The sequence below is a fragment of the Pseudomonas sp. KB_12 genome, from assembly GCF_052114545.1.
GTDB lineage: Bacteria > Pseudomonadota > Gammaproteobacteria > Pseudomonadales > Pseudomonadaceae > Aquipseudomonas > Aquipseudomonas brassicacearum.
On sequence record NZ_JBFREY010000023.1, the window covers coordinates 63,504 to 90,465 of the forward strand.

At 61.2% G+C, this 26,962-nt stretch carries 29 protein-coding genes; all 29 read left to right on the top strand.

The annotated features are described in order from the left end of the window. Nucleotides 1-846: a flagellar assembly protein FliH gene (gene fliH, locus AB4Z20_RS19115; protein ID WP_253472423.1), complete on the top strand. Its 846-nt coding sequence runs from the start codon at nt 1-3 to the stop codon at nt 844-846. After that, nucleotides 836-2,194, top strand: coding sequence for a flagellar protein export ATPase FliI (fliI, locus tag AB4Z20_RS19120; protein ID WP_063322402.1), 1,359 nt, complete (start codon nt 836-838; stop codon nt 2,192-2,194). Before fliH ends, fliI begins: the two co-directional genes overlap by 11 nt. Nucleotides 2,195-2,200: 6 nt before the next feature. Continuing rightward, nucleotides 2,201-2,650, top strand: a complete 450-nt coding sequence (gene fliJ, locus AB4Z20_RS19125) for a flagellar export protein FliJ (protein WP_003199091.1) — start codon at nt 2,201-2,203, stop codon at nt 2,648-2,650. A 102-nt stretch (nt 2,651-2,752) separates the two neighbouring features. Beyond that, nucleotides 2,753-3,058 carry an STAS domain-containing protein gene (locus AB4Z20_RS19130; RefSeq protein ID WP_214510738.1) on the top strand — a complete coding sequence of 102 codons (306 nt, stop codon included), beginning with the start codon at nt 2,753-2,755 and terminating at the stop codon, nt 3,056-3,058. A gap of 5 nt (nt 3,059-3,063) precedes the next feature. After that, entirely contained in the window at nt 3,064-4,770 is a 1,707-nt protein-coding gene (locus tag AB4Z20_RS19135) for a SpoIIE family protein phosphatase (RefSeq protein ID WP_442090417.1), read from the top strand. A gap of 31 nt (nt 4,771-4,801) precedes the next feature. Then, nucleotides 4,802-5,146 carry an Hpt domain-containing protein gene (locus tag AB4Z20_RS19140; RefSeq protein WP_253472429.1) on the top strand — a complete coding sequence of 115 codons (345 nt, stop codon included), beginning with the start codon at nt 4,802-4,804 and terminating at the stop codon, nt 5,144-5,146. A gap of 88 nt (nt 5,147-5,234) precedes the next feature. Next, the gene (locus AB4Z20_RS19145) at nt 5,235-6,608 is read left to right on the top strand and encodes a flagellar hook-length control protein FliK (RefSeq protein WP_442090418.1); all 1,374 of its coding nucleotides are present in this window, start codon (nt 5,235-5,237) and stop codon (nt 6,606-6,608) included. A 230-nt stretch (nt 6,609-6,838) separates the two neighbouring features. Next, nucleotides 6,839-7,342 carry a flagellar basal body-associated protein FliL gene (gene fliL, locus AB4Z20_RS19150; protein WP_212797040.1) on the top strand — a complete coding sequence of 168 codons (504 nt, stop codon included), beginning with the start codon at nt 6,839-6,841 and terminating at the stop codon, nt 7,340-7,342. 9 nt (nt 7,343-7,351) lie between these two features. Then, on the top strand, nt 7,352-8,320 hold the full coding sequence (fliM, locus tag AB4Z20_RS19155; RefSeq protein WP_018611773.1) for a flagellar motor switch protein FliM: 969 nt from the start codon (nt 7,352-7,354) through the stop codon (nt 8,318-8,320). 71 nt (nt 8,321-8,391) lie between these two features. Next, nucleotides 8,392-8,850: a flagellar motor switch protein FliN gene (gene fliN, locus AB4Z20_RS19160; protein ID WP_003199107.1), complete on the top strand. Its 459-nt coding sequence runs from the start codon at nt 8,392-8,394 to the stop codon at nt 8,848-8,850. Beyond that, the gene (fliO, locus tag AB4Z20_RS19165) at nt 8,851-9,288 is read left to right on the top strand and encodes a flagellar biosynthetic protein FliO (RefSeq protein ID WP_253472433.1); all 438 of its coding nucleotides are present in this window, start codon (nt 8,851-8,853) and stop codon (nt 9,286-9,288) included. Then, nucleotides 9,288-10,037, top strand: a complete 750-nt coding sequence (gene fliP, locus AB4Z20_RS19170) for a flagellar type III secretion system pore protein FliP (RefSeq protein WP_253472435.1) — start codon at nt 9,288-9,290, stop codon at nt 10,035-10,037. The genes fliO and fliP overlap by 1 nt, the downstream gene beginning before the upstream one ends. A 23-nt stretch (nt 10,038-10,060) precedes the next feature. Then, nucleotides 10,061-10,330: a flagellar biosynthesis protein FliQ gene (gene fliQ / locus AB4Z20_RS19175; protein WP_003199113.1), complete on the top strand. Its 270-nt coding sequence runs from the start codon at nt 10,061-10,063 to the stop codon at nt 10,328-10,330. A gap of 4 nt (nt 10,331-10,334) precedes the next feature. Beyond that, nucleotides 10,335-11,117, top strand: coding sequence for a flagellar biosynthetic protein FliR (gene fliR / locus AB4Z20_RS19180; protein ID WP_214510742.1), 783 nt, complete (start codon nt 10,335-10,337; stop codon nt 11,115-11,117). Between the two features lie 3 nt (nt 11,118-11,120). Next, nucleotides 11,121-12,257: a flagellar biosynthesis protein FlhB gene (gene flhB, locus AB4Z20_RS19185; protein ID WP_253472437.1), complete on the top strand. Its 1,137-nt coding sequence runs from the start codon at nt 11,121-11,123 to the stop codon at nt 12,255-12,257. Between the two features lie 232 nt (nt 12,258-12,489). Further along, on the top strand, nt 12,490-14,619 hold the full coding sequence (gene flhA, locus AB4Z20_RS19190) for a flagellar biosynthesis protein FlhA (RefSeq protein ID WP_253472439.1): 2,130 nt from the start codon (nt 12,490-12,492) through the stop codon (nt 14,617-14,619). Nucleotides 14,620-14,630: 11 nt separating this feature from the next. Then, nucleotides 14,631-15,980: a flagellar biosynthesis protein FlhF gene (gene flhF, locus AB4Z20_RS19195; protein ID WP_024618179.1), complete on the top strand. Its 1,350-nt coding sequence runs from the start codon at nt 14,631-14,633 to the stop codon at nt 15,978-15,980. Nucleotides 15,981-16,096: 116 nt separating this feature from the next. Then, on the top strand, nt 16,097-16,927 hold the full coding sequence (gene fleN, locus AB4Z20_RS19200) for a flagellar synthesis regulator FleN (RefSeq protein ID WP_003184001.1): 831 nt from the start codon (nt 16,097-16,099) through the stop codon (nt 16,925-16,927). Next, a complete protein-coding gene (gene fliA / locus AB4Z20_RS19205; RefSeq protein WP_014337177.1) occupies nt 16,924-17,667 on the top strand; it encodes an RNA polymerase sigma factor FliA in 744 nt (247 codons plus the stop codon). The genes fleN and fliA overlap by 4 nt, the downstream gene beginning before the upstream one ends. Nucleotides 17,668-17,834: 167 nt before the next feature. After that, nucleotides 17,835-18,206 carry a chemotaxis response regulator CheY gene (locus AB4Z20_RS19210; protein WP_003199125.1) on the top strand — a complete coding sequence of 124 codons (372 nt, stop codon included), beginning with the start codon at nt 17,835-17,837 and terminating at the stop codon, nt 18,204-18,206. Nucleotides 18,207-18,224: 18 nt separating this feature from the next. Next, a complete protein-coding gene (locus AB4Z20_RS19215; RefSeq protein ID WP_320390060.1) occupies nt 18,225-19,010 on the top strand; it encodes a protein phosphatase CheZ in 786 nt (261 codons plus the stop codon). A gap of 30 nt (nt 19,011-19,040) precedes the next feature. After that, nucleotides 19,041-21,293, top strand: coding sequence for a chemotaxis protein CheA (locus AB4Z20_RS19220; RefSeq protein ID WP_253472441.1), 2,253 nt, complete (start codon nt 19,041-19,043; stop codon nt 21,291-21,293). 48 nt (nt 21,294-21,341) lie between these two features. Beyond that, a complete protein-coding gene (locus AB4Z20_RS19225) occupies nt 21,342-22,487 on the top strand; it encodes a protein-glutamate methylesterase/protein-glutamine glutaminase (protein ID WP_253472443.1) in 1,146 nt (381 codons plus the stop codon). Further along, entirely contained in the window at nt 22,487-23,227 is a 741-nt protein-coding gene (locus tag AB4Z20_RS19230; RefSeq protein ID WP_072408495.1) for a flagellar motor protein, read from the top strand. Before AB4Z20_RS19225 ends, AB4Z20_RS19230 begins: the two co-directional genes overlap by 1 nt. A 15-nt stretch (nt 23,228-23,242) precedes the next feature. After that, nucleotides 23,243-24,127 carry a flagellar motor protein MotD gene (motD, locus tag AB4Z20_RS19235; RefSeq protein WP_214510748.1) on the top strand — a complete coding sequence of 295 codons (885 nt, stop codon included), beginning with the start codon at nt 23,243-23,245 and terminating at the stop codon, nt 24,125-24,127. Nucleotides 24,128-24,176: 49 nt separating this feature from the next. Continuing rightward, complete coding sequence (locus tag AB4Z20_RS19240) at nt 24,177-24,968, top strand: ParA family protein (protein WP_214510749.1); 792 nt, start codon at nt 24,177-24,179, stop codon at nt 24,966-24,968. Between the two features lie 96 nt (nt 24,969-25,064). Continuing rightward, complete coding sequence (locus AB4Z20_RS19245) at nt 25,065-25,940, top strand: CheW domain-containing protein (RefSeq protein WP_253472445.1); 876 nt, start codon at nt 25,065-25,067, stop codon at nt 25,938-25,940. A gap of 72 nt (nt 25,941-26,012) precedes the next feature. Continuing rightward, nucleotides 26,013-26,498 (top strand): chemotaxis protein CheW, encoded by a 486-nt coding sequence (locus AB4Z20_RS19250; RefSeq protein ID WP_003199144.1) that lies wholly within the window; start codon nt 26,013-26,015, stop codon nt 26,496-26,498. A gap of 1 nt (nt 26,499) precedes the next feature. Continuing rightward, on the top strand, nt 26,500-26,895 hold the full coding sequence (locus tag AB4Z20_RS19255; RefSeq protein WP_024618185.1) for a DUF2802 domain-containing protein: 396 nt from the start codon (nt 26,500-26,502) through the stop codon (nt 26,893-26,895). Nucleotides 26,896-26,962 lie beyond the last annotated feature (67 nt).

Below are 26,962 nucleotides of genomic sequence, written 5' to 3' on the forward strand. Positions count from 1 at the left end.
ATGTCTGCCAAGAGTGATGAAGCACCCAGCGACCTGATCCGCGCCCGTGACGTCGGTGGTTTCGACGTCTGGTCGCTGCCCAGCTTCGACCCCCATGTTCCCGAGCCTGAGCCGGAACCGGTGGAAGAACTGCCGGAGCCGGAGGAAGTGCCGCTGGAAGAAGTCCAGCCACTGACCCTCGAGGAAGTCGAGGGCATTCGCCAGGAAGCCTACAACGAAGGCTTTGCCGTGGGTGAAAAGGAAGGCTTCCACAGCACCACGCTCAAGGTCCGCCAGGAAGCCGATGTGGCGTTGACGGCCAAGCTCCGTGCCTTGGAATCGCTGATGCTCAACCTGTTCGACCCTATTGCCGAGCAGGACACCCAGATCGAGAAATCTCTGGTGGGGCTGGTGCAGCACATCGCCCGGCAAGTGATCCAGCGCGAACTGGCCATCGATTCGACCCAGATCGAACATGTCATGCGCGAAGCGCTCAAGTTGTTGCCATTGGGCGTGGGCAACGTGCGGCTGTACATCAATCCCCAGGATTTCGAGCTGGTCAAGGCCCTGCGCGAGCGCCATGAAGAAACCTGGCGCATCGTCGAGGATGCTTCGCTGCTGCCCGGCGGTTGCCGTGTGGAAACCGAACACAGCCGCATCGACGCCACCGTTGAAACCCGCATCAGCCAGATCATGGCCAAATTGTTCGACCAGTTGCACGAACAGGCCCTGCATCCGGCCGCTCCCGACCTGAGCCTGGAGTTGCCGGACGAACCCCTGATCAGCGCTGATGCCGCGCCGGCCGATGCTGGCTTGGATGTACCTGAATTGGATGCTTCTGCATTGGACAGCCGCGATGCGCCTTGAGCGAACCAGTTTCGGCAAGCGCCTGGGCAGCTACGCCGAGGCCAGCGAGCTGGCCGGCCAACCGATCCTGGAAGGCCGCCTGCTGCGCATGGTCGGCCTGACCCTCGAAGCCGAAGGTCTTCGTGCCGCCATGGGCAGCCGTTGCATGGTGATCAACGACGACAGCTATCACCCGGTGCAAGTCGAAGCCGAAGTCATGGGTTTCTCCGGCAGCAAGGTCTTCTTGATGCCAGTGGGCAGCGTCGCTGGCATCGCCCCGGGTGCGCGCGTGGTGCCCCTGGCCGACAACGGTCGCCTGCCCATGGGCATGAGCATGCTCGGGCGCGTGCTGGACGGGGCCGGACGAGCCCTGGACGGCAAGGGCGGCATGAAGGCTGAAGACTGGGTGCCGATGGACGGCCCGACGATCAACCCCCTCAAGCGCGACCCCATCAGCGTACCGCTGGACGTGGGCATTCGCTGCATCAACGGTTTATTGACGGTCGGACGCGGCCAGCGCCTGGGCCTGTTTGCCGGTACCGGGGTGGGCAAGAGTGTGCTGCTGGGCATGATGACCCGCTTCACCGAGGCCGACATCATCGTGGTGGGGCTGATCGGCGAGCGGGGTCGTGAGGTGAAGGAATTCATCGAGCACATTCTCGGCGAGGAGGGGCTCAAGCGTTCGGTGGTGGTGGCTTCGCCTGCGGACGATGCGCCATTGATGCGCCTGCGGGCAGCCATGTACTGCACGCGCATTGCCGAGTACTTCCGCGACAAGGGCAAGAATGTCCTGTTGCTGATGGATTCGCTGACCCGTTTCGCCCAGGCCCAGCGGGAAATCGCCCTGGCCATCGGCGAGCCGCCGGCCACCAAGGGCTATCCGCCTTCGGTATTCGCCAAGCTGCCGAAGCTGGTGGAGCGCGCAGGCAATGCGGAAAAGGGCGGCGGTTCCATCACCGCGTTCTATACCGTGCTGTCCGAAGGCGACGACCAGCAGGACCCCATTGCCGACTCGGCCCGGGGCGTACTTGACGGGCACATCGTGCTGTCCAGGCGCCTGGCCGAAGAAGGGCATTACCCAGCCATCGACATCGAGGCGTCCATCAGCCGGGTCATGCCGTCGGTGATCAGTGCCGAACACATGAAGCGGGCCCAGCAGTTCAAGCAGTACTGGTCGCGCTACCAGCAAAGCCGCGACCTGATCAGCGTCGGCGCTTATGTCCCCGGCGGTGATCGCGAGACCGACACCGCCATCAGTCTTTACCCGTCCATGGCCGTTTACCTGCGCCAGAGCCTGAACGACAACATCGGCATGGGCGCCAGCGAAGCGCACTTGCAGACTATTTTCGCCCCGGTCTCAGGCACGTAACCGGCCATGGCCACGAGTCGTGCGGCACGCCTGGCACCGGTGGTGGATATGGCGGAAAAGGCCGAGAAGACCGCCGTCCAGCGCCTGGCGTATTTCCAGGGCCAGGTCAAAGTCGCCGAAAGCAAGCTGGCAGACCTCGAAAACTTTCGACTCGAATACCAGGAGCAGTGGATCGCCCGGGGCGCCCATGGGGTTTCCGGCCAGTGGTTGTTGGGTTACCAGGGATTCCTCGCGCAGTTGGGTACCGCTATCGACCAGCAGCGCCAGAGCCTGGTCTGGCACCAGAACAACCTGGAGAAGGCCCGCCAGAGCTGGCAAGAGGCGTTTGCCCGGGTCGAAGGGTTGCGTAAACTGGTGCAGCGCTATATTGATGAGGCGCGGCAACTGGAAGACAAGCGTGAACAGAAACTGCTGGATGAATTGTCCCAGCGCCTGCCGCGCCAGAATCCCTATTGATGAGAAGCCAGGAGTTTGTCGGATGATCGAGGCAAAACCTTGCTCAGACCTCTACCTGATGCTACACCTTGTACACGTATGTCCATGACAGGGAAGCTGAACATGTCAGTCGTTACAGAAGTATCCCAAGATGGGAAGAAGTTGACGATTTCGATCGAAGGTCGATTCGATTTCGGACGGCACCAGGAGTTTCGCGAGTCTTACGAGAGACTCAATAGCAAGCCCGAGTCCATTGTGGTGGATTTGAAGAAGGCCACCTATCTCGACAGTTCCGCCTTGGGCATGCTCTTGCTGTTACGCGATCATGCCGGTGGCGACGAGTCGGACATCCGGGTCGTCAACAGCAGCAGCGACGTCAAGAAAATCCTTGCGATCTCCAATTTCGACAAGCTGTTCGACATCAGTTGATCGCCATGCAATCGTCGTCGGAGCCATTGACGGTCCTGATTGCCGAAGACAGTGCCGCTGATCGACTGCTGTTGTCGACCATCGTCCGTCGCCAGGGGCATCATGTGCTCACTGCGGCCGATGGCGCCGAAGCGGTCGACGTCTATCTGCAAAAGCGTCCGCACCTGGTGCTGATGGACGCAATGATGCCGGTGATGGACGGCTTCGAAGCCGCGCAGAAAATCAAGCAGTTGGCCGGGGACCAGTTGGTCCCGATCATTTTTCTCACCTCGTTGACTGAGAGCGAAGCCCTGGCCCGTTGCCTGGAGGCGGGCGGCGACGATTTCCTGGCCAAACCCTACAATCAAGTGATCCTGGCGGCCAAGATCAAGGCCATGGACCGTTTGCGTCGGTTGCAGGCCACGGTGGTGGAGCAGCGCGACCAGATTGCCCGGCACCATGACTACTTGCTCAACGAGCAACGGGTCGCCAAGGCCGTGTTCGACAAGATCGCCCACTCCGGCTGCCTGAGCGCGCCGAACATCCGTTACTTGCAATCGCCTTATGCCTTGTTCAACGGTGACCTGCTGCTGGCAGCGTTCAATCCGGCCGGCGACATGCACGTCCTGCTGGGGGATTTCACCGGCCACGGTTTACCGGCGGCGGTCGGCGCGATGCCGCTGGCGGAAGTGTTCTACGGGATGACCGCCAAAGGCTACGGCCTGGCGCAGATCCTGCGAGAGATGAATGCCAAGCTCAAGCGCATCCTGCCCGTGGACATGTTCTGTTGCGCGACGTTGTTATGCCTGAGCTTCCAGCGTTGCACGGTAGAGATCTGGAACGGCGGCATGCCTGATGGATACCTGCATGACAGCCTCAGCGGCGTGCGTACGCCATTGCCGGCGCGGCACCTGCCGTTGGGCGTGCTCACCCCTCAATTATTCGATGACCGCACCGAAGTGCATACCATGTCGCTGGGTGACCGGGTGTTCCTGTTGTCCGATGGCGTGATCGAGACCAGTGACCGCGACGACCAGCCATTTGGCGTGGAACGGTTGCAGCAGGTATTTTCAGCCAACCGTGAACCTGACCGTCTTTTTGAGGATATCCAGCAGGCCTTGCAGGATTTTCGCGGTGAGGCCCGTGACGATTTCAGCATGGTCGAGGTGCGACTGGTCGCGCCGACGCAACTCAATCCGCCGCCACCGGTCTATTCCGATAGCGGCCAGTCCAGCCCGCTGGATTGGTCGGTGAGCTTCGAGTTCCGGGCGCAGACGCTCAAACGCTTCAATCCGATGCCCTATTTGCTGCAGTTGTTACTTGAGGTCCATGGGCTCAGGGTACAGAGTGGCGCTCTTTACAGCGTCATGTCGGAGCTGTATTCCAATGCCCTGGATCATGGGGTACTGGGGCTCGACTCCAGCCTCAAGCGTGACGCGGTGGGTTTTGCCCGCTATTACAGAGAGCGCAATACGCGCCTGGATGAGCTGAGCGACGGCTATGTGCGAGTGCACTTGCATGTCTCGCCAAACGGCGAGGGTGGGCGCCTGGCCATAGAGGTCGAGGACAGTGGCGAGGGTTTTGATGTCGCCAGGGTGCTGACGCGTCCTGTGGACACTGATCGGTTGTCGGGGCGCGGCGTGAGCCTGGTACGCCAGTTGAGCCACCAAGCCAGCTGGTCAGACGATGGTCGTAGTGCGCGCGTGGAGTTTTTCTGGGAGGCTCCGGCCTAATCGGCGCCATTCTTGATCAGGGAGCGAACAAGTGAACGAAATTCATCTGGACCGCGACGTACTCAGCACGCTGAAGGAAGTCATGGAGGAGGGGTATCCGGAGTTGCTGGATACGTTTCTCAATGACTCGGAGGCTCGCTTGCGCGTGCTGCATGAGGCACGGGACGCTGAAAAACTGAGCGCCACGGCCCACAGCTTCAAGGGCAGCAGCAGCAACATGGGCGCTATCCGCCTGGCCGAGCTGTGTGGCGAACTGGAACAGCGTGCCAAACAGCCGTCATTGGGCGGTATCGAGAAACTGGTCAACGAAATCGACAGCGAATTTGCTTATGTTCGCAAGCTTTGCAGGGAAGAGCGCGCAGGCTTTCACTGCTGAGATTTGACGGTCGGGCAGACATTGGCCCGTGCCTTGCATTGCCTAGTCTCGACTGTACCTATGATTCCAGTGCAGCGGAGACCTTTTTATGCCCGTTACCCCCAATACACTGCTTCAGGCCTCTGTCCAGGCCAAGCCCAAGGCCGCCGTCAATTCACCGGCAGCGGCCCCGGATCTCGGGGATAGAGCCTCCAGCTTCGCTCAAGTCTTCGCCAAGCAGGCGCCTGTCAAGACCGCTGCGGCCCCAGAGCCACCAGTGAAATCGGCGCGCGACAACGCCTCCAGCAACACCGTCAAAAAAGACACCGGCAACCAAACCCCTGCCGCCTCGGAACCGACGGTTGCCGATAGCGGCAAACCCTTGCCCGCGGACAAACCGGCCAGCGCCGACGATGAGACCGCCAGTGACGACAACGCCGACTCGGCTGAAACGCCAGTGGCGGATGCTGCCTCCGTCGATCCGAGCCTTGATCCAGGATTGCTGCCCGACATGACGGTGCCGGTGGCGACAATCGCACCGGAACCTGCGCCTGTGGCCACGACCGAGGTTCAGGTCACCACGGTCGTCGAGGTACCGGTTACCCCGCTGGTCGCGCCAGCCCAGGCTGCGGTGGTCCCGGAGGTCGACCCAGCCTTTGACCCTGAAGCCGACCCGCTCGACGCATTGCCCGCCTTGCGGTTGGCCATGGAGCAGGGCGGTCATGTTTCCGCCACCAGCCAGGCGCAATCCAAGACTGCCGCCCCGGCGTCGCTCGACGGTGAGCCGACTTCGGCGCAGACCTTCGCCGCAGGCATGGCGAGCATGCTCACCGTGCAGGCCGACCAGAACAGTACCGAGTCCGGCAGCCAGGGCGGTGACAAGGCATTCGGCGGCTTGATCAGCGAGGGCCTCAAGGACCTTAACGCCGCGTCCAGTGATACTCGCGTGGACGATTTCGCCAACCGCCTGGCCGCACTGACCCAGGCTGCTACGCCCAAAACCGCCAACGCGGTGCCGGTCAACCAGCCTATCGCGATGAATCAGAGCGGTTGGACCGAAGAGGTGGTCAACCGGGTGATGTACCTGTCCAGCGTCAATCTCAAGGCGGCCGACATCCAGCTGCAACCCGCCGAACTCGGACGCCTGGATATCCGGGTGAACATGGTTCCGGACCAGCAGACCCAGGTCACGTTCATGAGCGCCCACTCCGGCGTTCGCGAAGCCCTCGAAGGCCAGTTGCATCGCCTGCGGGACAGTTTTGCCCAGCAGGGCATGGGCCAGGTCGATGTCAGCGTGTCCGATCAATCCCGTGGCTCGCAGAACCAGGGGCAGCAGGCCCAGCAGCAAGCCCAGGCCGGGCGCACGACGTCGTCCGGTGGGCGAGTGGACTCGGTGGATGAGCACCTGCCGGCCAGCGTCGCGGAAGTGGCGGCCAGTACCACCAGCGTCATCGGCAGCAGCGCGGTCGACTACTACGCCTAATGTCACACCCCCCCTCTGTGGGAGCGAGCTTGCTCGCGATAGCGGCTTGTCAGTCACCTTGCAGGTAACTGATCCTTCGCTATCGCGAGCAAGCTCGCTCCCACATTGGTTTTAGGGCGATCAAAGATTGCATCCGGTTCGCCATCTCCTCTCTTGCCACTTCTGGCATAACACTTGCTCCTGCCTTGCCGTGCAACAGTGAAAACCCCGATTAGTGACGGATTATTGGCATGGCGAAGAGTGAAGCAGCAGCTGTAAAAGACCCTGCAACCAAAGGCAAACTCAAGCTGATCATCGTGATCGTAGTGGGTTTGCTCCTGGCGATCGGTGTGTCCGTGGGCGCGACCTGGTATTTCATGCACAGCGCCCAAAGCAAGCCGGCAGTCGCGGCCGAAGCTGCGCCAGTGGGCAAGCAGCCGGCGATTTTCGAACCGATGGCGCCAGCCTTCGTGGCCAACTACACCCAGAACGGTCGTCAGCGCTACATGCAGGTGAGCATTACCCTGTTGGGTCGCAACCAGGCTGACCTGGAGGCGCTGCGGGTGCATATGCCACTGATCCGCAATAACCTGGTGATGCTGTTTTCCGGACAGAATTTCGACACCCTGGCCACTCCGGTCGGCCAGGAAATGTTGCGTCAGAAAGCCACGGCCAGCGTGCAGGAAGTCGCTCAGAAAGAGCTTGGCAAAGTGGTGATCGAACAGTTGCTCTTCACTAACTTCGTATTGCAGTAGGAACACGACATGGCCGTGCAGGACCTGCTGTCCCAGGACGAAATCGATGCGCTGTTGCATGGTGTCGACGACGGTCTGGTACAGACCGAAAACGCTGCTGAACCGGGCAGCGTCAAAAGCTACGACCTGACCAGCCAGGATCGCATCGTTCGCGGACGCATGCCGACCCTGGAAATGATCAACGAACGTTTCGCCCGCTACACCCGCATCAGCATGTTCAACATGCTGCGCCGTTCGGCCGACGTGGCCGTCGGTGGCGTGCAGGTGATGAAGTTCGGTGAGTACGTGCACTCGCTGTACGTGCCCACCAGCCTCAACCTGGTGAAGATCAAGCCGTTGCGTGGCACCGCGTTGTTCATCCTTGACGCCAAATTGGTGTTCAAGCTGGTGGATAACTTCTTCGGGGGTGACGGTCGTCACGCCAAGATCGAAGGTCGTGAATTCACCCCGACCGAGCTGCGGGTGGTGCGCATGGTACTGGAGCAGGCCTTCGTCGACTTGAAGGAGGCCTGGCAGGCGATCATGGAAGTGAACTTCGAGTACATCAACTCGGAAGTGAACCCGGCCATGGCCAACATCGTCGGCCCGAGCGAGGCCATTGTGGTCTCGACCTTCCACATCGAACTCGATGGCGGTGGCGGCGATCTGCACGTGACCATGCCGTACTCGATGATCGAGCCGGTGCGTGAAATGCTCGATGCCGGTTTCCAGTCGGACCTCGACGATCAGGACGAGCGCTGGATCAACGCTTTGCGCCAGGACGTGCTGGATGTCGACGTGCCGGTCGGCGCTACCGTCGCTCGGCGCCAACTGCGTCTGCGGGACATCCTGCACATGCAGCCGGGGGACATCATCCCCGTCGAGATGCCGGAAGAGATGATCATGCGCGCCAATGGCGTGCCGGCCTTCAAGGTCAAGATGGGCTCTCACAAAGGCAACCTGGCGTTGCAGGTGATCGAGCCGATCGAACGCCGCTGAGCGGTGTCGAACGCCTTAAGTTTGTAACGGTTTTTGCTTCTAACTGAATTTTTGCCCGCCGAGGACACATGATGGCTGACGATATGAATACCCAGGATGACCAGGCGCTGGCCGACGAATGGGCTGCGGCCCTGGAAGAAACCGGCGATGCCGGGCAAGCCGACATCGACGCCTTGCTGGCGGCCGACACTGGCGCCCATGCGTCCAGCCGCCTGCAGATGGAAGAGTTTGGCAGCGTGCCGAAGAGTCATGAACCGGTGACGCTCGATGGCCCGAACCTGGATGTGATTCTCGATATCCCGGTGTCGATCTCCATGGAAGTGGGCAGCACCGACATCAACATCCGCAACCTGCTGCAGCTCAACCAGGGCTCGGTGATCGAACTGGACCGCCTGGCCGGTGAGCCGCTCGATGTACTGGTCAATGGCACCTTGATCGCCCATGGCGAAGTGGTGGTGGTCAACGAGAAGTTCGGCATTCGCCTGACGGACGTGATCAGCCCAAGCGAACGCATCAAGAAGTTGCGCTGAGTGAAAGCTTTCTTCGCAGCAGCCGCGATGCTGCCATTGAGTGTGCTGGCGGCCGAACCGGTTGCCACGGCCGTCGCTGCGCCGGCAGCGGGCAGTGGTGTCGCCGGGCAATTGGCGCAATTGGTGCTCGGCTTGCTGCTGGTGCTGGGCTTGATCTTCTTTCTCGCCTGGCTGTTGCGGCGTGTGCAGCAAGCGGGGCCGGCTGGCAAGGGGCAGGTCATCGACATTGTCGGTACCCGCGCGCTCGGGCCGCGCGACCGGCTGGTGCTGGTGCAGGTCGGTAACGAGCAGATCCTGCTGGGCTTGAGCCCGGGCACCATCACCGCCTTGCACGTCCTCAAGGAGCCGGTGCAGGTGCCCTCCGCCGAGCAGGCCAGCCCCGAATTTGCCCAGCGCCTCATGGAACTGTTAGGTAAAGACCAGAAGGATAAAAAGTAATGCCGTTGCGCATTCTGTTGGCATTGGCCTTGATGCTGGCCGCACCGTTGGCATTCGCCGCCGATCCGCTGTCGATCCCGGCGATCACCCTCGGAACCAACGCCGAAGGGGCCCAGGAATACTCGGTCAGCCTGCAGATCCTGCTGATCATGACCGCGCTGAGTTTTATCCCGGCGTTCGTCATGCTGATGACCAGCTTCACCCGGATCATCATTGTCTTTTCGATCCTGCGCCAGGCCCTGGGCCTGCAACAGACCCCCTCGAACCAGATCCTCACCGGCATGGCGCTGTTCCTGACCATGTTCATCATGGCGCCGGTGTTCGACCGGGTGAACCAGGATGCGTTGCAACCTTACCTGGCAGAAAAAATCACCGCCCAGGATGCCGTGGTCAAGGCTGAAGTGCCGATCAAGGACTTCATGCTGGCCCAGACTCGCAGCAGCGACCTGGAGCTGTTCATGCGCCTGTCCAAGCGTACCGACATTCCCAGTGCCGATCAGGCGCCGCTGACCATCCTGGTGCCGGCGTTCGTGACCTCCGAGCTCAAGACCGCGTTCCAGATCGGCTTCATGATTTTCATCCCGTTCCTGATCATTGACCTGGTGGTCGCCAGTATCCTGATGGCCATGGGCATGATGATGCTTTCTCCGCTGATCATTTCCCTGCCGTTCAAGATCATGCTGTTTGTGCTGGTGGATGGCTGGGCGCTGATCATCGGTACCCTGGCGGGCAGTTTCGGTGGTGTTTAGGCCTTTTGTGCGGGGAGGGCGATATGACGCCTGAAGTAGCGGTAGACCTGTTCCGTGAAGCGCTCTGGCTGACGACCACGATGGTCGCCATCCTGGTGATCCCCAGCCTGCTGGTGGGGTTGCTGGTGGCGATGTTCCAGGCCGCGACCCAGATCAACGAACAGACCTTGAGCTTCCTGCCGCGCCTGCTGGTGATGTTGGTGACGCTGATCGTCGCCGGGCCCTGGCTGGTGCAAACCTTCATGGAATACATCCTGCAGTTGTACGGCAGTATTCCACAGTTGATCGGCTGACCTCATGTCGATGCTCGCGCTGACGGACACCCAGATCAGTTCCTGGGTGGCATCGTTCGTCCTGCCACTGTTTCGCGTCACCGCGGTGCTCATGAGCATGCCGGTCTTCGGCACGACCCTGGTGCCCCGGCGCGTGCGCCTGTATTTCGCCCTGGCGATCACGGTGGTCATCGCGCCCGGGCTGCCGCCGATGCCATCGGTTCATGCGCTGGACCTCAGCGCACTGATGCTGGTGGCCGAGCAGATCCTTATCGGTACCTTGATGGGGTTCTCGCTGCAGCTGTTCTTCCAGGCGTTCGTGGTGGCCGGGCAAATCATTTCGATCCAGATGGGCATGGCCTTCGCGTCCATGGTCGACCCCACCAATGGCGTGACGACGGCGGTGATCGGTCAGTTCCTGACGATGCTGGTGACCCTGTTGTTCCTCGCCATGAACGGGCATCTGGTGGTGTTCGAGGTCTTGACCGAGAGTTTTACCACCATGCCGGTGGGCAGTGCGTTGCTGGTCAATCATTTCTGGGAAATCGCCGGCAAGCTCGGTTGGGTCCTCGGTGCGGCGATGGTGCTGGTATTACCCGCGATCACCGCGTTGCTGGTGGTCAACATCGCCTTTGGCGTGATGACCCGGGCGGCGCCGCAACTGAACATTTTCTCCATTGGTTTCCCGCTGATCCTCACGCTGGGCATGGTGATTTTCTGGATCAGCCTGGGGGATATCCTCAACCAGTATCGGCCGCTGGCCACCGAGGCCTTGCAGCTGCTACGCGACATGGCACAGGCACGCTGAACCATGGCCGAGAGCGAGAGTGGCCAGGACAAGACAGAAGACCCCACGGAGAAGCGCCTGCGCGAATCCCGGGAAAAGGGTGAGACCGCCCGCTCCAAGGAACTCAATACGCTGGCGGTGATGCTGGCCGGGGCGGGTGGGTTGCTGATTTATGGTGGCGGGTTGGCCCTGGACCTGCTGGAAATCATGCGGCTGAATTTCTCGCTGCCCCGTGAGGTGCTGCTCACGCCGGGGTCCATGACTCAGTATCTGCTGCACTCAGGCAAAATCGCGATTCTGGCGATACAGCCGGTTCTGATCTTCCTGTTGCTGGCCGCTGTTATCGGCCCGATTTCCCTGGGCGGCTGGTTGTTCGCCGCCGGTAGCCTGGCCCCCAAATTCAGTCGGATGAACCCTGCCGCTGGTCTTAAGCGCATGTTTTCGACCTCGGCGCTGATGGAGCTGCTCAAGGCTTTCGGGAAATTCCTGCTGGTTCTGTTTGTCGCGCTGACGGTGTTGCAGTCCGACATCGACGATCTGTTGCGCATCGCTCACGAGCCGCTGGAGCAGGCCATCATCCACAGTGTGCAGTTGGTGGGTTGGAGCACGTTGTGGATAGCCTGCGGCCTGATCCTGATCGCTGCCATCGACGTGCCGATCCAGCTGTATCAGAGCAAGCAGAAGCTGATGATGACCAAGCAGGAAGTGCGCGACGAGCACAAGGACTCGGAGGGCAAGCCGGAGGTCAAGCAGCGGATTCGCCAGTTGCAGCGTGAAGTGTCCCAGCGGCGGATGATGGCTGCGATCCCGGACGCCGATGTGGTCATCACCAACCCGACCCACTATGCCGTGGCGCTCAAGTACGACCCCGAGAAAGGCAACGCTCCCGTGCTGCTGGCCAAGGGCAGTGACTTCCTGGCGCTGAAGATCCGTGAGATCGCCGTGGCCAATGAGGTGATGCTGCTCGAGTCCCCGGCACTGGCACGGTCGATTTACTACTCCACCGAACTCGACCAGGAAATCCCCGGCGGCCTGTACCTGGCCGTGGCACAGGTGCTGGCCTACGTCTACCAGATCCGCCAGCACCGTGCCGGCAAGGGCAAGCGCCCCGAACCGCTCAAGGACCTGCCGATCCCGCCGGATTTGCGGCGTGATTCCTGAGTCGGGCTGGCACAAAAAACTGTGGGAGCGAGCTTGCTCGCGATTGCGCTGGTTCAGTCGACTAAGGGGGTGACTGACAAGTCGCTATCGCGAGCAAGCTCGCTCCCACAGGTTCGCGTCCCTTCAACCCCTCTATTTCAGCCGCCTACAAAAGTTGGAAGGCTTCTTGCAATACCCCGTCTGCGCCCCCTCCGGGCGTCAAAAGTTTGCTTCACAGGAACGGGGAATATTGGTGGATCGCTCTCAGTTATTCAGCGCCGCGCGCAGCAATGTCGTAGACCTCAGCCGGGGTAATCTGGGCGTGCCGCTGTTGCTGCTGGTCATGCTCGCCATGATGATGCTGCCGGTGCCGCCGTTCCTGCTGGACGTGTTCTTCACGTTCAACATCGCCCTGTCGATCGTTGTGCTGCTGGTGTGCGTATACGCCCTGCGGCCGCTGGATTTCGCTGTATTCCCAACCATCCTGCTGGTGGCCACGCTGTTGCGCCTGGCGCTGAACGTGGCATCCACCCGGGTGGTCATGCTCCATGGCCAGGACGGGCATGCCGCCGCCGGCAAGGTGATCCAGGCCTTCGGTGAGGTGGTGATCGGCGGTAACTACGTGGTCGGTATCGTGGTCTTCGCCATCTTGATGATCATCAACTTCGTCGTGGTGACCAAGGGTGCCGGGCGGATTTCCGAGGTGAGCGCGCGTTTTACCCTCGATGCGATGCCCGGCAAGCAAATGGCGATCGACGCCGACCTCAACGCCGGCCTGATCGACCAGAGCCAGGCCAAGCTGCGCCGTCTGGAAGTGGCCCAGGAAGCCGAGTTCTACGGTTCCATGGACGGTGCAAGCAAATTCGTACGCGGTGACGCCATCGCCGGTTTGCTGATTCTGTTCATCAACCTGATCGGCGGCATGGCCGTCGGTATCTTCCAGCACAACATGACGTTTGGCGACGCCGGCAAGGTCTACGCCTTGTTGACCATTGGTGACGGTTTGGTGGCGCAATTGCCATCACTGTTGTTATCTACAGCGGCTGCGATCATGGTAACCCGTGCTTCGGGCTCCGAAGACATGGGCAAGCAGATCGGCCGGCAAATGTTCGCCTCGCCCAAGGCCCTGGCGGTTGCCGCTGGGCTGATGGCGGTGATGGGCCTGGTGCCGGGGATGCCCCATGTTTCCTTCCTGAGCATGGCGGCCATGGCGGCAGGCGGTGCCTACCTGTTCTGGAAGAAGCAGAACGTGCAGAAAGTCCAGGCCCTGCAAGAGGTCAAGCGTCAGCAGGAACTGCTGCCGTCGCCGGCCCGCGCCATGGAAACCAAGGAACTGGGCTGGGATGACGTGACGCCAATCGACATGATCGGCCTGGAAGTCGGTTACCGCCTGATTCCATTGGTCGACCGCAACCAGGGTGGTCAGTTGCTGGCACGGATCAAGGGGGTGCGCAAGAAGCTGTCCCAGGACCTGGGCTTCCTGATGCCGACCGTGCATATCCGCGACAACCTCGACCTGGCGCCGAGCGCCTACCGCCTGACGCTGATGGGGGTGATCCTGGCCGAAGCCGAGATCTACCCCGACCGCGAGCTGGCGATCAACCCGGGGCAGGTCTACGGCAGCCTCAACGGCATCACCGCCAAGGATCCGGCTTTTGGCCTGGAGGCGGTGTGGATCGAAATCAGCCAGCGGGCCCAGGCGCAGTCCCTCGGCTATACCGTGGTGGACGCCAGTACGGTGGTGGCGACCCACTTGAACCAGATTCTGTACAAGCACTCCAGCGAGCTGATTGGTCACGAAGAAGTCCAGCAACTCCTGCAAGTACTGGCCAAAGGCTCGCCGAAGCTGGCCGAAGAGCTGGTGCCGGGTGTGGTTTCGTTGTCGCATTTGCTCAAGGTGCTGCAGGCGCTGTTGGCCGAACAGGTGCCTGTGCGCGACATACGCAGTATTGCCGAGGCTATCGCCAACAACGCTTCCAAGAGTCAAGATACCGCCGCCCTGGTGGCTGCGGTTCGGGTCGGAGTGTCCCGCGCAATCGTCCAAAGCATTGTAGGCACTGAGTCTGAGCTGCCTGTGATCACCTTGGAGCCAAGGTTGGAACAGATATTGCTCAATAGTCTGCAGAAGGCAGGACAAGGCTCGGAAGAGGGTGTTCTGCTGGAGCCAAGCATGGCCGAGAAGCTGCAGCGTTCGCTGATCGAAGCAGCCCAGCGGCAAGAGATGCAAGGCCAACCGGTGATCCTGCTGGTGGCCGGTCCGATTCGCGCGATGCTCTCGCGATTCGGGCGCCTCGCGGTCCCGGGGCTGCATGTGCTGGCGTACCAGGAAATACCGGACAACAAGCAAGTGACCATCGTTGCGACAGTAGGGCCCAACGGCTGAGGTAGTGGTTTATGCAAGTGAAGCGTTTTTTCGCCGCCGACATGCGTCAGGCCATGAAACTGGTTCGTGACGAGCTGGGCGCTGAAGCAGCCATCATTGGCAACCGTCGTATTGCCGGCGGTGTCGAGCTGACGGCGGCCCTGGATTACAAACTGTCTGCGCTGGCCCCACGGGTTCCGAACATGGAACTCGAAGATGAGCTGCGCAAGACCCAATCGCGCATCGCCAGCGCCCAGGCCGAACTGAGCCTGCGCAGCAGCGAAGGCGAGGGCGCGGCAGGCACCAATCGTCAATTGTTCGCCGGTCAGCCGCTGACCGCCGGCCTGCCGTTGACCGCTGCCGAGCCGCTGATCGAGCAGGCCCACGCCGAACCGCGTCGTCCTGAGCCGGCGCCCGCAGCGCCTGCCCGGGGTGTCGATCCGCGTGCCCTGGATTCGATGCGCTTTGAACTCAACAGCCTGCGCGAGCTGATGGAAGTCCAGCTCGGCTCCCTGGCCTGGAACCAGCTGCAAGGCAGCCGTCCAGCCCAGGCCAACCTGTGGCGTCGCCTGCAACGCATCGGCCTGTCCGGCCCGTTGTCCCGGGACCTGCTGGCGCTGATCAATGGTATCGAGGAGCCTCGCCAGGCCTGGCGCATGTTGCTGGCGCACCTGGCGCGGATGATCGCGACCCCGGAAGTCGAGCCGCTGGAAGAAGGCGGGGTAATTGCCATGGTCGGTCCTGCCGGCATGGGCAAGACCACCACCCTGGCCAAGCTCGCCGCCCGTTATGTACTCAAGTACGGCGCCCAGAGCATTGCCCTGGTGAGCATGGACAGTTTCCGCATCGGTGCCCAGGAGCAGCTCAAGACCCTCGGCCGGATCCTCAATGTGTCGGTGACCCATGTGGATCCGGGTCAGTCCCTGGCCCAGGCGCTGGAGCCGCTGCTGCGCAAACGCGTCGTGCTGATCGATACCGCAGGCCTGCAAGCCAGCGATCCAGCCCTGCGCATGCAGCTCGAAAGCCTGGCCGGACGTGGTATCAAGTCAAAAAATTATCTCGTGTTGGCAACCACCAGCCAGAAACAGGTTCTAACCGCCGCATACCACAGCTACAAACGCTGCGGGCTGGCCGGCTGCATCCTGACTAAGCTGGACGAAACGGCAAGCCTGGGCGAGGTGTTGAGCCTGGCGATCGGTCATGAACTACCGGTGGCCTACCTGACCGACGGGCCGCGGATCCCGGATGATTTGCATCTGCCGCGCCGTCATCAACTGGTCAGTCGTGCCGTGAGTGTGCAAATGCAGGAAGAACCCAGCGAAGAAGCCATGGCTGATATGTTCGCTGATATCTACCACAGTCCGACCAAGCAGGTCGGCTGAGGTTATCATGAATATTTTTTGTACCTACATCGATGGTCTGCCATGCATTGTTCCGTATGCGAACGCGCAGCCAGTAATGTGGCCTCCGTCTAAGTAAGACAAGGTAAAGAACGAACATGGGCAGCATGCATCCCGTACAGGTGATCGCGGTGACCGGCGGCAAAGGTGGCGTCGGGAAGACTAACGTGTCAGTGAACTTGTCCCTGGCTCTGGCAGAGCTTGGCCGACGGGTCATGCTGCTGGACGCCGACCTGGGCCTGGCGAACGTCGACGTGTTGTTGGGGCTTACACCCAAACGCACGCTGGCGGACGTGATTGAAGGGCGCTGTGAGCTGCGTGACGTGTTGTTGCAGGGGCCGGGCGGGATTCGCATCGTGCCGGCTGCCTCAGGCACCCAGAGCATGGTTCACCTGACCCCGGCCCAGCACGCGGGCCTGATCCAGGCTTTCAGCGACATCGGCGACAATCTCGATGTGCTGGTGATCGACACCGCAGCCGGTATTGGTGACTCGGTCGTCAGTTTCGTCCGCGCGGCCCAGGAAGTGCTGCTGGTGGTCTGCGACGAACCGACGTCCATCACCGACGCCTATGCCCTGATCAAGTTGCTTAACCGCGACTATGGCATGAACCGCTTCCGCGTCCTGGCCAACATGGCCCAGAGCCCGCAGGAAGGACGCAACCTGTTCGCCAAGTTGACAAAGGTCACGGATCGTTTCCTGGATGTCGCCCTGCAATACGTCGGCGCAGTGCCTTACGACGAAAGCGTACGCAAGGCCGTCCAGAAGCAACGTGCCGTTTATGAAGCCTTTCCACGTTCCAAATGCGCGCTGGCGTTCAAGGCAATCGCCCAGAAGGTCGATACCTGGCCGCTGCCGGCCAACCCTCGCGGGCATCTGGAGTTTTTCGTCGAGCGTCTTGTGCAACAAACAGCAGGGCCCGTGCTATGACAGCCAGCGGTTACAACCATCTCTACAAAAAATCGGCACGGGACGCCCAATACGAATTGATCGAGCGTTACGCGCCACTGGTCAAGCGTATCGCCTATCACTTGCTGGCGCGGTTGCCGGCCAGTGTCCAGGTCGAAGACTTGATCCAGGCGGGCATGATCGGCCTGCTCGAAGTGTCGAACAAATACGACGCGAGCAAGGGCGCGAGTTTCGAGACGTATGCCGGTATTCGCATTCGCGGGGCCATGCTCGATGAAGTCCGCAAGGGCGATTGGGCTCCGCGTTCGGTACACCGCAATACCCGCATGGTCAGTGATGCAATTCGGGCAATTGAAGCTAAAACCGGGCGCGACGCTAAAGATCACGAGGTTGCGGCCGAACTCCAGTTGAGTCTCGACGATTATTACGGGATTTTGAACGATACCTTGGGCAGCCGCCTGTTCAGTTTCGACGACCTGTTGCAGGACGGCGAACATGAAGGGCTGCACGAGGATAACGCGAGTGCTCACATGGAGCCGTCGCGTGACCTGGAAGATGAACGTTTCCAGAGCGCGCTGGCGGATGCGATTGCCAATTTGCCGGAGCGTGAGCGGCTGGTCTTGGCGCTGTACTACGACGAAGAGCTGAACCTCAAGGAAATCGGTGAGGTCCTGGGGGTCAGCGAATCGCGGGTCAGCCAGTTACACAGCCAGTGCGCGGCCCGTTTGCGGGGGCGTTTGGGGGAGTGGCGAGCGCGCTGACAGGCAGTGTGGGGAGACTGCGAACGAGGCTGGCCTGGCAGGTGCTGTACCAGTCTCCATCCGTTGTGCTCCAGACCGTTGTCGAGTGTTGTGCCGGATTGATTGAAATGGCGCGTCCAGGTGCTGGGCGCGTTTAAGACTGCTTGGAGGTCGAATTGGACAAGAACATGAAAATCCTCATCGTTGATGACTTCTCAACGATGCGGCGGATCATAAAAAACCTGTTGCGTGACCTTGGGTTCACCAACACGGCCGAAGCAGATGACGGGACCACTGCGCTTCCGATGTTGCACAGTGGCAACTTCGATTTTCTGGTCACCGACTGGAACATGCCGGGCATGACCGGTATCGACCTGTTGCGCCAGGTGCGTGCCGACGAAAAACTCAAGCATCTTCCGGTGCTGATGGTCACTGCCGAAGCCAAGCGCGAGCAGATCATCGAAGCGGCCCAGGCCGGTGTAAACGGCTATGTGGTCAAACCCTTCACGGCCCAGGCGTTGAAAGAGAAGATCGAAAAAATCTTCGAACGCATCGGTTAACGGCGCCACGGGGGAGCTATGGATAACGAATCTTCAATGGGTGATTTCGAATCGACCCTGAAAAAACATGCCCGCGAACTGGTCGACAGCCTTGAAAAAGGTCGCTTTAGCGATGCGGTTCAAATGATCCATGAGCTCAACCAGACCCGTGACCGCGGTCTGTATCAGGAGGTGGGCAAGCTCACGCGTGAATTGCACAGCGCGATTGTCAATTTCCAGATCGACCCGAATATGCCGCAGGCCGAGGAAGTCTCGCAGATCACCGACGCCACCGAGCGTCTGGGTTATGTGGTCAAGCTGACCGAGGCTGCGGCCAACCGCACCATGGACCTGGTGGAAAGCGCAACGCCCCTGGTCAACGGCCTGGGCGACGAAGCCCAGGCCTTGAGCACCGACTGGGGTCGGTTCATGCGGCGCGAAGTCGGCGCCGAAGAGTTTCGGGAGCTGGCCCGTCGGGTCGACGGTTTCCTGACGCGCAGCAGCACCGAGAACCGCGCGGTGGCCAGTAACCTCAACGATATTCTGCTGGCTCAGGACTATCAGGACCTGACCGGCCAAGTGATCAAGCGTGTGACCCAACTGGTCACCGAAGTGGAGAGCAACCTGCTCAAACTGGTGTTGATGGCCAGCCAGGTCGACCGCTTTGCAGGCATCGAACACGACCGTGAAGCGATGCTTGCTGAAAAAGATCCACAAAAACATCTCTCTCAGGGTGAAGGTCCGCAGATTCATGCCGATAAAAGAGAAGACGTTATGTCCGGTCAGGACGATGTGGACGATTTGCTGTCCAGCCTTGGATTCTGAGTTTTAGCCCTGTTTTAGGAGCAGCCATTAATGAGCTTCGGCGCCGATGAAGAGATCCTTCAGGATTTCCTGGTTGAGGCCGGCGAGATTCTAGAGCAACTGTCCGAACAGCTGGTCGAGCTGGAAAGCCGACCAGATGATGCGGATCTGCTCAATGCAATTTTTCGCGGTTTCCACACTGTAAAAGGAGGCGCCGGCTTCCTCCAGCTCAACGAGCTGGTGGAGTGCTGTCACATTGCCGAAAACGTGTTCGACATCCTGCGCAAGGGTGAGCGTCGCGTTGATTCGGAACTGATGGACGTGGTGCTTGAAGCGCTGGATGCGGTCAACAGCATGTTCAGCGAAGTGCGTGAGCGCTCGCCGATCACCGCTGCCACCCCCGAGCTGCTCGCTGCGCTGGCGCGTCTGGCCGAGCCGCAATCGGCTGACGAAGCGGCTCCGGTTGCCGAGGCTGCGGTTGAAGAGCCGGTCGCCGAGGAATCGGGGGACGTCACCGATAACGAATTCGAACAACTGCTGGACTCCCTGAATACCGTCAAGGCTCAGGCCGAGGCGCCGGTCGCTCAGGTTGCACCTGCTGCGCCAGCCGCCGGTGGGGCTGCCAGCGATGAAATCACCGATGCCGAGTTCGAGTCACTGCTCGACCAGCTCCATGGCAAGGGCCAGTTCGCAGCTGATGCCGTGGTCCCGGCGGCGGCCCCCGCCGCGCCGAAAGCCGCGGGCGACAGCTCGGACATCACCGACGACGAATTCGAAGCCTTGCTCGATCAGTTGCATGGCAAGGGTACCTTTGCCGTTGAGGCACTGGATTCGGCCATCGCTTCGGCGCCGACACCGGCCAAGCCTGCCGCTGCTGCCGCGGGTAGCGACCTGATCAGCGACAACGAATTCGAATCACTGCTCGATGAGCTTCATGGCAAGGGCAAGTTCAGCGAAGTGGGTACTGCTTCTGCTGCGCCTGCTGCCACTGCGGCTGCACCGGTGGCCAAGGCTGCGCCCAAACCCGTTGCCAAGGCACCGGAACCGAAGGCCGAGCCAGCCAAGCCTGCCGCTGCCGCCCCGGCGCCAGCCCGTGCTCCGGCGGCGCCGCCGCCCGAGAAACCGGCCAGCGAAGCCGAGACCACCGTTCGGGTCGATACCGCACGCTTGGACGAGATCATGAACATGGTCGGCGAACTGGTGCTGGTGCGTAACCGTCTGGTGCGCCTGGGCCTCAACAGCCAGGACGAAGCCATGTCCAAGGCCGTGTCGAACCTCGACGTGGTCACGGCGGACCTGCAGACCGCGGTCATGAAGACCCGGATGCAGCCGATCAAGAAAGTTTTCGGACGCTTCCCGCGCCTGGTTCGCGACCTGGCTCGCCAGCTCAAGAAAGAAATCAACCTGGAACTGGTGGGTGAAGAAACCGACCTCGACAAGAACCTTGTCGAGGCCCTGGCCGACCCGCTGGTCCACTTGGTGCGCAACGCGGTCGATCATGGCATCGAGTCGCCGGAAGAACGCGAAGCCTCGGGCAAGGTCCGCAGCGGCAAGGTGATCCTGGCCGCCGAGCAGGAAGGCGACCACATCCTGCTGTCGATCTCCGACGACGGCAAAGGCATGGATCCGAACGTGCTGCGTTCCATCGCGGTGAAACGCGGTGTGATGGACAAGGATGCCGCCGACCGCCTGAGCGACACCGAGTGCTACAACCTGATCTTCGCCCCGGGTTTCTCGACCAAGACCGAGATTTCCGACGTGTCGGGCCGTGGCGTGGGCATGGACGTGGTGAAAACCAAGATTTCCCAGCTCAACGGTTCGATCAATATCTACTCGACCAAGGGCCAAGGCTCGAAGATCGTCATCAAGGTCCCGCTGACCCTGGCGATCATGCCGACCCTGATGGTGATGCTGGGCAACCAGGCCTTCGCCTTCCCGCTGGTCAACGTCAACGAAATCTTCCACCTCGACCTGTCGCGCACCAACGTGGTGGACGGCCAGGAAGTGGTGATCGTACGGGACAAGGCACTGCCACTGTTCTACCTCAAGCGCTGGTTGGTCAGCTCCGCCGCTCATGTGGAGCAGGGCGAGGGCCATGTGGTGATCCTTTCGGTGGGCACCCAGCGGATCGGCTTCGTCGTCGACCAGTTGGTGGGCCAGGAAGAAGTGGTCATCAAGCCGTTGGGCAAGATGCTCCAGGGCACCCCGGGCATGTCCGGCGCCACCATCACCGGCGACGGCCGCATCGCGTTGATTCTCGATGTGCCAAGCATGCTCAAGCGTTACGCCGCCCGGCGTATTTGATTCTGGAGGGGCGTGGCCAAGGGCCGCGCCTCGTCTAACGGAGTGTTTATGGTAGTTAAAGTCCTGGTGGTGGACGATTCGGGGTTTTTCCGCCGCCGCGTCTCGGAAATTCTTTCGGCGGACACGAGTATTCAGGTCGTCGGTACCGCGACCAATGGCAAAGAGGCGATTGATCAGGCCCTGGCGCTCAAGCCGGACGTGATCACCATGGACTACGAGATGCCGATGATGGACGGCATCACGGCCGTGCGGCATATCATGCAGCGCTGCCCGACGCCGGTATTGATGTTCTCGTCCCTGACCCATGAAGGCGCCCGGGTGACCCTCGATGCGCTGGACGCCGGGGCGGTGGATTTCCTGCCGAAAAATTTCGAAGACATTTCGCGTAACCCAGACAAGGTTCGGCAGTTGCTGTGCGAAAAGGTCCACAGCATCTCCCGCAGCAATCGCCGTGTCGGTGCCTACAGCGCACCGGCGCCAGCCCCTGTTGCGGCGCCAAGCCCGGCTCCATCGCCGACGCCGACTGCATCGAGCAGCTTCAATCCGGCACCGGTACGCAGTGCTCCGGCACCAGCACCTGCGCCGGCTCGCCCGGCGCCCGCCAGTACGTCATCGCCGGCGCCCAAGCGCAAAGCCTACAAGCTGGTCGCTATCGGTACGTCCACGGGTGGCCCGGTGGCACTGCAGCGGGTCCTGACCCAGTTGCCGGCCAACTTCCCGGCCCCCATCGTGCTGATCCAGCACATGCCGGCGGCGTTCACCAAGGCTTTCGCGGAGCGTTTGGACAAGCTGTGCAACATCAGCGTCAAGGAAGCCGAGGATGGCGACATCCTGCGTCCAGGCCTGGCGTTGTTGGCTCCGGGTGGCAAGCAGATGATGATCGATGGCCGTGGCGCGGTGAAAATCCTGCCGGGCGACGAGCGTCTGAACTACAAGCCTTGCGTGGACATTACCTTCGGTTCCGCGGCCAAGTCCTACGGTGACAAAGTTCTGGCGGTGGTGCTCACCGGCATGGGCGCCGACGGTCGCGAAGGCGCGCGCCTGCTCAAGCAGGGCGGCAGCGCAATCTGGGCCCAGGACGAAGCCAGCTGCGTGATCTACGGCATGCCAATGGCCATCGTAAAGGCCGATCTTGCCGACGCGGTGTATGGATTGGACGACATCGGTAGACACCTGGTCGAGGCCTGCCTGTAATGGATGTGCTCAGCCTGATCGGCATCATCATGGCGTTCGTTGCCATCATTGGCGGCAATTACCTGGAAGGCGGTCATCTGGGCGCGCTGGCCAACGGCCCGGCGGCGTTGATCGTGCTCGGTGGCACCATTGGTGCGGCGCTGTTGCAGTCGCCCATGAGCGCTTTCAAACGCGCCATGCAAGTGCTGATCTGGATTCTGTTCCCGCCCCGTGTCGACCTGGCCGGTGGTATCGATCGGGTGGTGAACTGGAGCCTGACCGCTCGCAAGGAAGGCTTGCTGGGCCTGGAAGGTGTGGCCGATGCCGAGCCCGACAGCTACTCACGCAAAGGCCTGCAATTGCTGGTGGACGGCGCCGAGCCGGAAGCCATCCGCAGCATTCTGGAAGTGGATTTCTACACCCAGGAAAGCCGCGATATCGAGGCGGCCAAGGTATTCGAAAGCATGGGCGGCTACGCGCCGACCATCGGCATCATCGGTGCGGTGATGGGCTTGATCCATGTGATGGGCAACCTGGCCGATCCATCGCAACTGGGCAGCGGCATCGCCGTGGCGTTCGTTGCCACGATCTATGGTGTGGCGAGTGCCAACCTGGTGCTGCTGCCGATCGCGGCCAAGCTCAAGGCCATCGCGTTGCGCCAGTCGCGCTATCGCGAAATGCTGCTGGAAGGGATCCTGTCGATCGCCGAAGGTGAAAACCCGCGCTCCATTGAGTTGAAGCTCCAGGGCTTCATGGACTGATGGGAGGCAAGGAACATGGCTCGTCGCAGGCACACAGAAGAACACGTCAACCATGAACGCTGGCTCGTTTCCTACGCCGACTTCATCACGCTGCTGTTCGCCTTTTTCGTGGTCATGTATTCGATCTCGTCGGTCAACGAAGGCAAGTACAAAGTCATTTCCGAGGCATTGATCGGTGTCTTTACCGACTCCGACCGTGCCCTCAAGCCTATCCCCATCGGTGAGGAGCGGCCCAAGACCACGACCCCGGCCAAGCCATTGGTCAAGGACAGCGAGCAGGTCGATGCCGGTATTGCCGGCGGTCGTGATCCATTGAAAAGCATCGCCGACGATATCAGCGCGGCGTTCGGCGACCTGATCAGTTCCAACCAGATGACCGTGCGCGGCAACGAGTTGTGGGTCGAGATCGAGCTCAACTCCAGCCTGTTGTTCGGCAGCGGCGACGCCATGCCCAGCGACATGGCGTTCAACATCATCGATAAGGTCGCGACGATCCTCAAACCCTTCGACAACCCGATCCATGTCGAAGGTTTCACGGACGATCAGCCGATCCGTACCGCGCAATACCCGACCAACTGGGAACTGTCCTCCGCCCGTTCGGCGAGCATCGTGCGCATGCTGGCGATGCAGGGTGTGAACCCCGGTCGCCTGGCCTCGGTGGGCTACGGCGAGTTCCAGCCAGTCGCCAACAACGCCACTGCCGAGGGGCGTGCGCGCAATCGGCGGGTGGTGCTGGTGGTGTCGCGCAACCTCGATGTGCGTCGCAGCCTGACCGGTACCGGTACGGCCAATGCAACTCCGGATGCGGCATTGAAGCGGGCTGGCACACAAACTGCACCGGCTCCGGTCAAGTCGCCGGGAAGACAGAGTGCCGTCAATTCTCCGTCACCCGCTTTATAACCGAGCTATTTCTCGGTCGAGCCTGTTTCGGCCGGGAGGAACGATCCGAATGAGAGTCTGGGCAGTCGCCAATCAAAAAGGTGGTGTGGGCAAGACCACATCTTCCATCGCTTTAGCCGGGTTGCTGGCCGAGGCGGGCAAGCGCGTGGTCATCGTCGATCTGGATCCCCATGGCTCGATGACCAGCTATTTCGGCTACGATCCCGATAGCCTGGAGCACAGCAACTACGACCTGTTCCTGCACAAGGGCGTTGTGCCCGAGGGCCTGCCGGGGCAGTTGCTGTTGTCCACCAGCGACGAGCGGATTTCCCTGCTGCCATCGAGCACCGCTCTCGCCACCCTGGAGCGACAGTCGCCCGGGCAGGGCGGGCTGGGCTTGGTGATCGCCAAGAGTCTGGCGCAGCTGTGGCAGGATTTCGATTACGCGATCATCGACAGCCCGCCGTTGCTGGGTTTGCTGATGGTCAATGCCTTGGCTGCCAGCCAGCAGTTGGTGATCCCGGTGCAGACCGAGCACTTGGCGGTCAAGGGCCTGGAGCGCATGGTCAATACACTGGCGATGGTCAACCGCTCGCGCAAGCAGACGCTGGCCTTCAACATCGTGCCGACCTTGTTCGATCGTCGCACCCAGGCGTCCCTGGGCACCCTGCGGGTGTTGCGGGACATGTACCCCGAGGACATCTGGCAAGGCTATATCCCCGTCGATACCCGCTTGCGGGACGCCAGCCGCGCAGGAGTGACCCCCTCGCAATTCGATGGCAAGAGCCGTGGCGTGCTGGCCTACCGGGCGCTGCTCAAGCACCTGTTGGCCCAGCAGCTTGTTCCACAGCAGGTGGCCTGAGGTGACGAGGCTTTCCACTGGCATTGCGTTCGCTTGTGAACGCTCAAGTCCTACCGCATTCATGCCGATAACCTCTTCAAGTGGCGCACTGTTCCTATGAGCCGCCCGATAAAGACAACCTCGCGTCCGCAAATGGCCCTGCAATCCTATCTGGATGGGCTGCTGCAGGAAGCGACCGAAGAATTGCCACCACTGCCAAGCGTGATCGAGGCGTTGCCCGAGAATGTCGAAGCCAAGGGTGTGCTGGATGAGTTTCAGGCGGCCGTGCTCGAAGAGCAGGCCCGTGATGCACAGAAATCAGTAATGGCTGCGGCGGTCGAGGCACCGTTCATCAAGCCTCAGGTGGCGGTCATGGACGCGCCTGCGCCGATCCTGGCGTCGGTCTCGACCGTTGCCCCGCTGCTGCAAGGCCTGGTGACGCCGGTGGTGGAAATTCACCTGCCGCCGAGCAGCCCGCCACCACCGGTGCCGGGCGACGACCGTCCGGCCTGGGCTGCCGAGCCGTTCGAGTGTTTGTTGTTCGATGTGGCCGGGTTGACCCTGGCGGTGCCGCTGGTATGCCTGGGATCGATTTATTCCCTGGCCGGGCAGGAATTGACGCCGTTGTTTGGCCAGCCGGAATGGTTTCTCGGAATCCTGCCGAGCCAGGCCGGCAACCTGAAGGTACTGGATACGGCGCGCTGGGTCATGCCGGACCGTTATCGCGATGACTTTCGCCAAGGCTTGCAGTACGTGATTTCAGTGCAGGGTTACGAGTGGGGTTTGGCGGTGCATCAGGTCAGCCGTTCGCTGCGCCTGGACCCGAACGAGATCAAGTGGCGTAGCCATCGAGGGCAACGGCCATGGCTGGCCGGTACGGTGATCGAGCATATGTGCGCCTTGCTGGACGTTTCCGAGCTGGCGGAGCTGATCGCCAGCGGCGGGGCAAAACACCTGGGCGGCAGCAAGAAGCCGGTCCAGAAACCGAAATAAGACAACCGGCGGCGCACAGCGTCGCCGGACAGAATACACGCCGCCACAGGCGGTTTTTCGAGGGGTCAGGGTATGAATGATAAGGCGTCGTCTCAAAAGGGTTCTGAAGATCCGATTCTGCAATGGGTAACCTTCAAGCTCGATAACGAAACCTACGGCATCAACGTGATGCGCGTTCAGGAAGTGCTGCGCTATACCGAGATCGCCCCGGTACCGGGTGCTCCGAGCTATGTGCTGGGCATCATCAACCTGCGTGGCAACGTGGTTACGGTGATCGATACCCGTCAGCGCTTCGGCCTGATGAATGCCGAGATCAGCGACAACACCCGGATCGTCATCATCGAAGCCGACAAGCAAGTGGTTGGCATCATGGTCGACAGCGTCGCCGAAGTGGTTTACCTGCGTCAGTCGGAAATCGAGACTGCGCCGAACGTGGGTAACGAAGAATCCGCCAAGTTCATTCAGGGCGTGTGCAACAAGAACAACGAGTTGCTGATTCTGGTTGAACTGGACAAGATGATGAGCGAAGAAGAGTGGTCGGAACTGGAGAGTATCTGATTTGATTCTTGAGGTAGCAGTCATTGTCCTGTTCCTTTTCTGGGCAGGCACGCTGGCGATGTTCTTGGCGTACATACGTGGCCAGCGGCAGATCGCCGCTCAGCAGGCCCAGGGCGATGCGCTGCGCGACCAGCGCATCAGGGACCTGGCCAAGCGCGTCGACGATTACCAGAACGGCACTGTGCGCATGGGCGAAGCGCTCCATGAGCTGCGTGCCGTGGTCGCGCCGTTGCCGGATAAACTCGCCCAGTTGGAACAGCGCGACCCCTCCAGCCTGTCCTTCGCCCAGGCCGCCCGCCTGGTGGGTATGGGCGCCAGTGTCGACGAACTGACCCAAGCCTGCGGCCTGACCCAGGCCGAGGCGGAGTTGATGAGCAAGCTGCACAAGGGCGGCTGATCGCCTTCACCCCAATCCAATGTGGGAGCGAGCTTGCTCGCGATAGCGGTGTGACAATCAACAGAGA

Bases quoted from the DNA above. Each gene is read 5' to 3' on its own strand.
- fliQ (WP_003199113.1), top strand. From the start codon at position 10,061: ATGACGCCTGAAGTAGCGGTAGACCTGTTCCGTGAAGCGCTCTGGCTG.
- AB4Z20_RS19220 (WP_253472441.1), top strand. From the start codon at position 19,041: ATGAGCTTCGGCGCCGATGAAGAGATCCTTCAGGATTTCCTGGTTGAG.
- fliI (WP_063322402.1), top strand. From the start codon at position 836: ATGCGCCTTGAGCGAACCAGTTTCGGCAAGCGCCTGGGCAGCTACGCC.
- AB4Z20_RS19225 (WP_253472443.1), top strand. From the start codon at position 21,342: ATGGTAGTTAAAGTCCTGGTGGTGGACGATTCGGGGTTTTTCCGCCGC.
- fleN (WP_003184001.1), top strand. From the start codon at position 16,097: ATGGGCAGCATGCATCCCGTACAGGTGATCGCGGTGACCGGCGGCAAA.
- fliM (WP_018611773.1), top strand. From the start codon at position 7,352: ATGGCCGTGCAGGACCTGCTGTCCCAGGACGAAATCGATGCGCTGTTG.
- flhB (WP_253472437.1), top strand. From the start codon at position 11,121: ATGGCCGAGAGCGAGAGTGGCCAGGACAAGACAGAAGACCCCACGGAG.
- fliA (WP_014337177.1), top strand. From the start codon at position 16,924: ATGACAGCCAGCGGTTACAACCATCTCTACAAAAAATCGGCACGGGAC.
- fliJ (WP_003199091.1), top strand. From the start codon at position 2,201: ATGGCCACGAGTCGTGCGGCACGCCTGGCACCGGTGGTGGATATGGCG.
- AB4Z20_RS19230 (WP_072408495.1), top strand. From the start codon at position 22,487: ATGGATGTGCTCAGCCTGATCGGCATCATCATGGCGTTCGTTGCCATC.
- fliH (WP_253472423.1), top strand. From the start codon at position 1: ATGTCTGCCAAGAGTGATGAAGCACCCAGCGACCTGATCCGCGCCCGT.
- fliN (WP_003199107.1), top strand. From the start codon at position 8,392: ATGGCTGACGATATGAATACCCAGGATGACCAGGCGCTGGCCGACGAA.
- AB4Z20_RS19240 (WP_214510749.1), top strand. From the start codon at position 24,177: ATGAGAGTCTGGGCAGTCGCCAATCAAAAAGGTGGTGTGGGCAAGACC.
- fliR (WP_214510742.1), top strand. From the start codon at position 10,335: ATGTCGATGCTCGCGCTGACGGACACCCAGATCAGTTCCTGGGTGGCA.
- AB4Z20_RS19145 (WP_442090418.1), top strand. From the start codon at position 5,235: ATGCCCGTTACCCCCAATACACTGCTTCAGGCCTCTGTCCAGGCCAAG.
- AB4Z20_RS19135 (WP_442090417.1), top strand. From the start codon at position 3,064: ATGCAATCGTCGTCGGAGCCATTGACGGTCCTGATTGCCGAAGACAGT.
- motD (WP_214510748.1), top strand. From the start codon at position 23,243: ATGGCTCGTCGCAGGCACACAGAAGAACACGTCAACCATGAACGCTGG.
- AB4Z20_RS19215 (WP_320390060.1), top strand. From the start codon at position 18,225: ATGGATAACGAATCTTCAATGGGTGATTTCGAATCGACCCTGAAAAAA.
- fliL (WP_212797040.1), top strand. From the start codon at position 6,839: ATGGCGAAGAGTGAAGCAGCAGCTGTAAAAGACCCTGCAACCAAAGGC.
- AB4Z20_RS19210 (WP_003199125.1), top strand. From the start codon at position 17,835: ATGAAAATCCTCATCGTTGATGACTTCTCAACGATGCGGCGGATCATA.
- AB4Z20_RS19245 (WP_253472445.1), top strand. From the start codon at position 25,065: ATGAGCCGCCCGATAAAGACAACCTCGCGTCCGCAAATGGCCCTGCAA.
- AB4Z20_RS19130 (WP_214510738.1), top strand. From the start codon at position 2,753: ATGTCAGTCGTTACAGAAGTATCCCAAGATGGGAAGAAGTTGACGATT.
- fliP (WP_253472435.1), top strand. From the start codon at position 9,288: ATGCCGTTGCGCATTCTGTTGGCATTGGCCTTGATGCTGGCCGCACCG.
- flhF (WP_024618179.1), top strand. From the start codon at position 14,631: ATGCAAGTGAAGCGTTTTTTCGCCGCCGACATGCGTCAGGCCATGAAA.
- AB4Z20_RS19250 (WP_003199144.1), top strand. From the start codon at position 26,013: ATGAATGATAAGGCGTCGTCTCAAAAGGGTTCTGAAGATCCGATTCTG.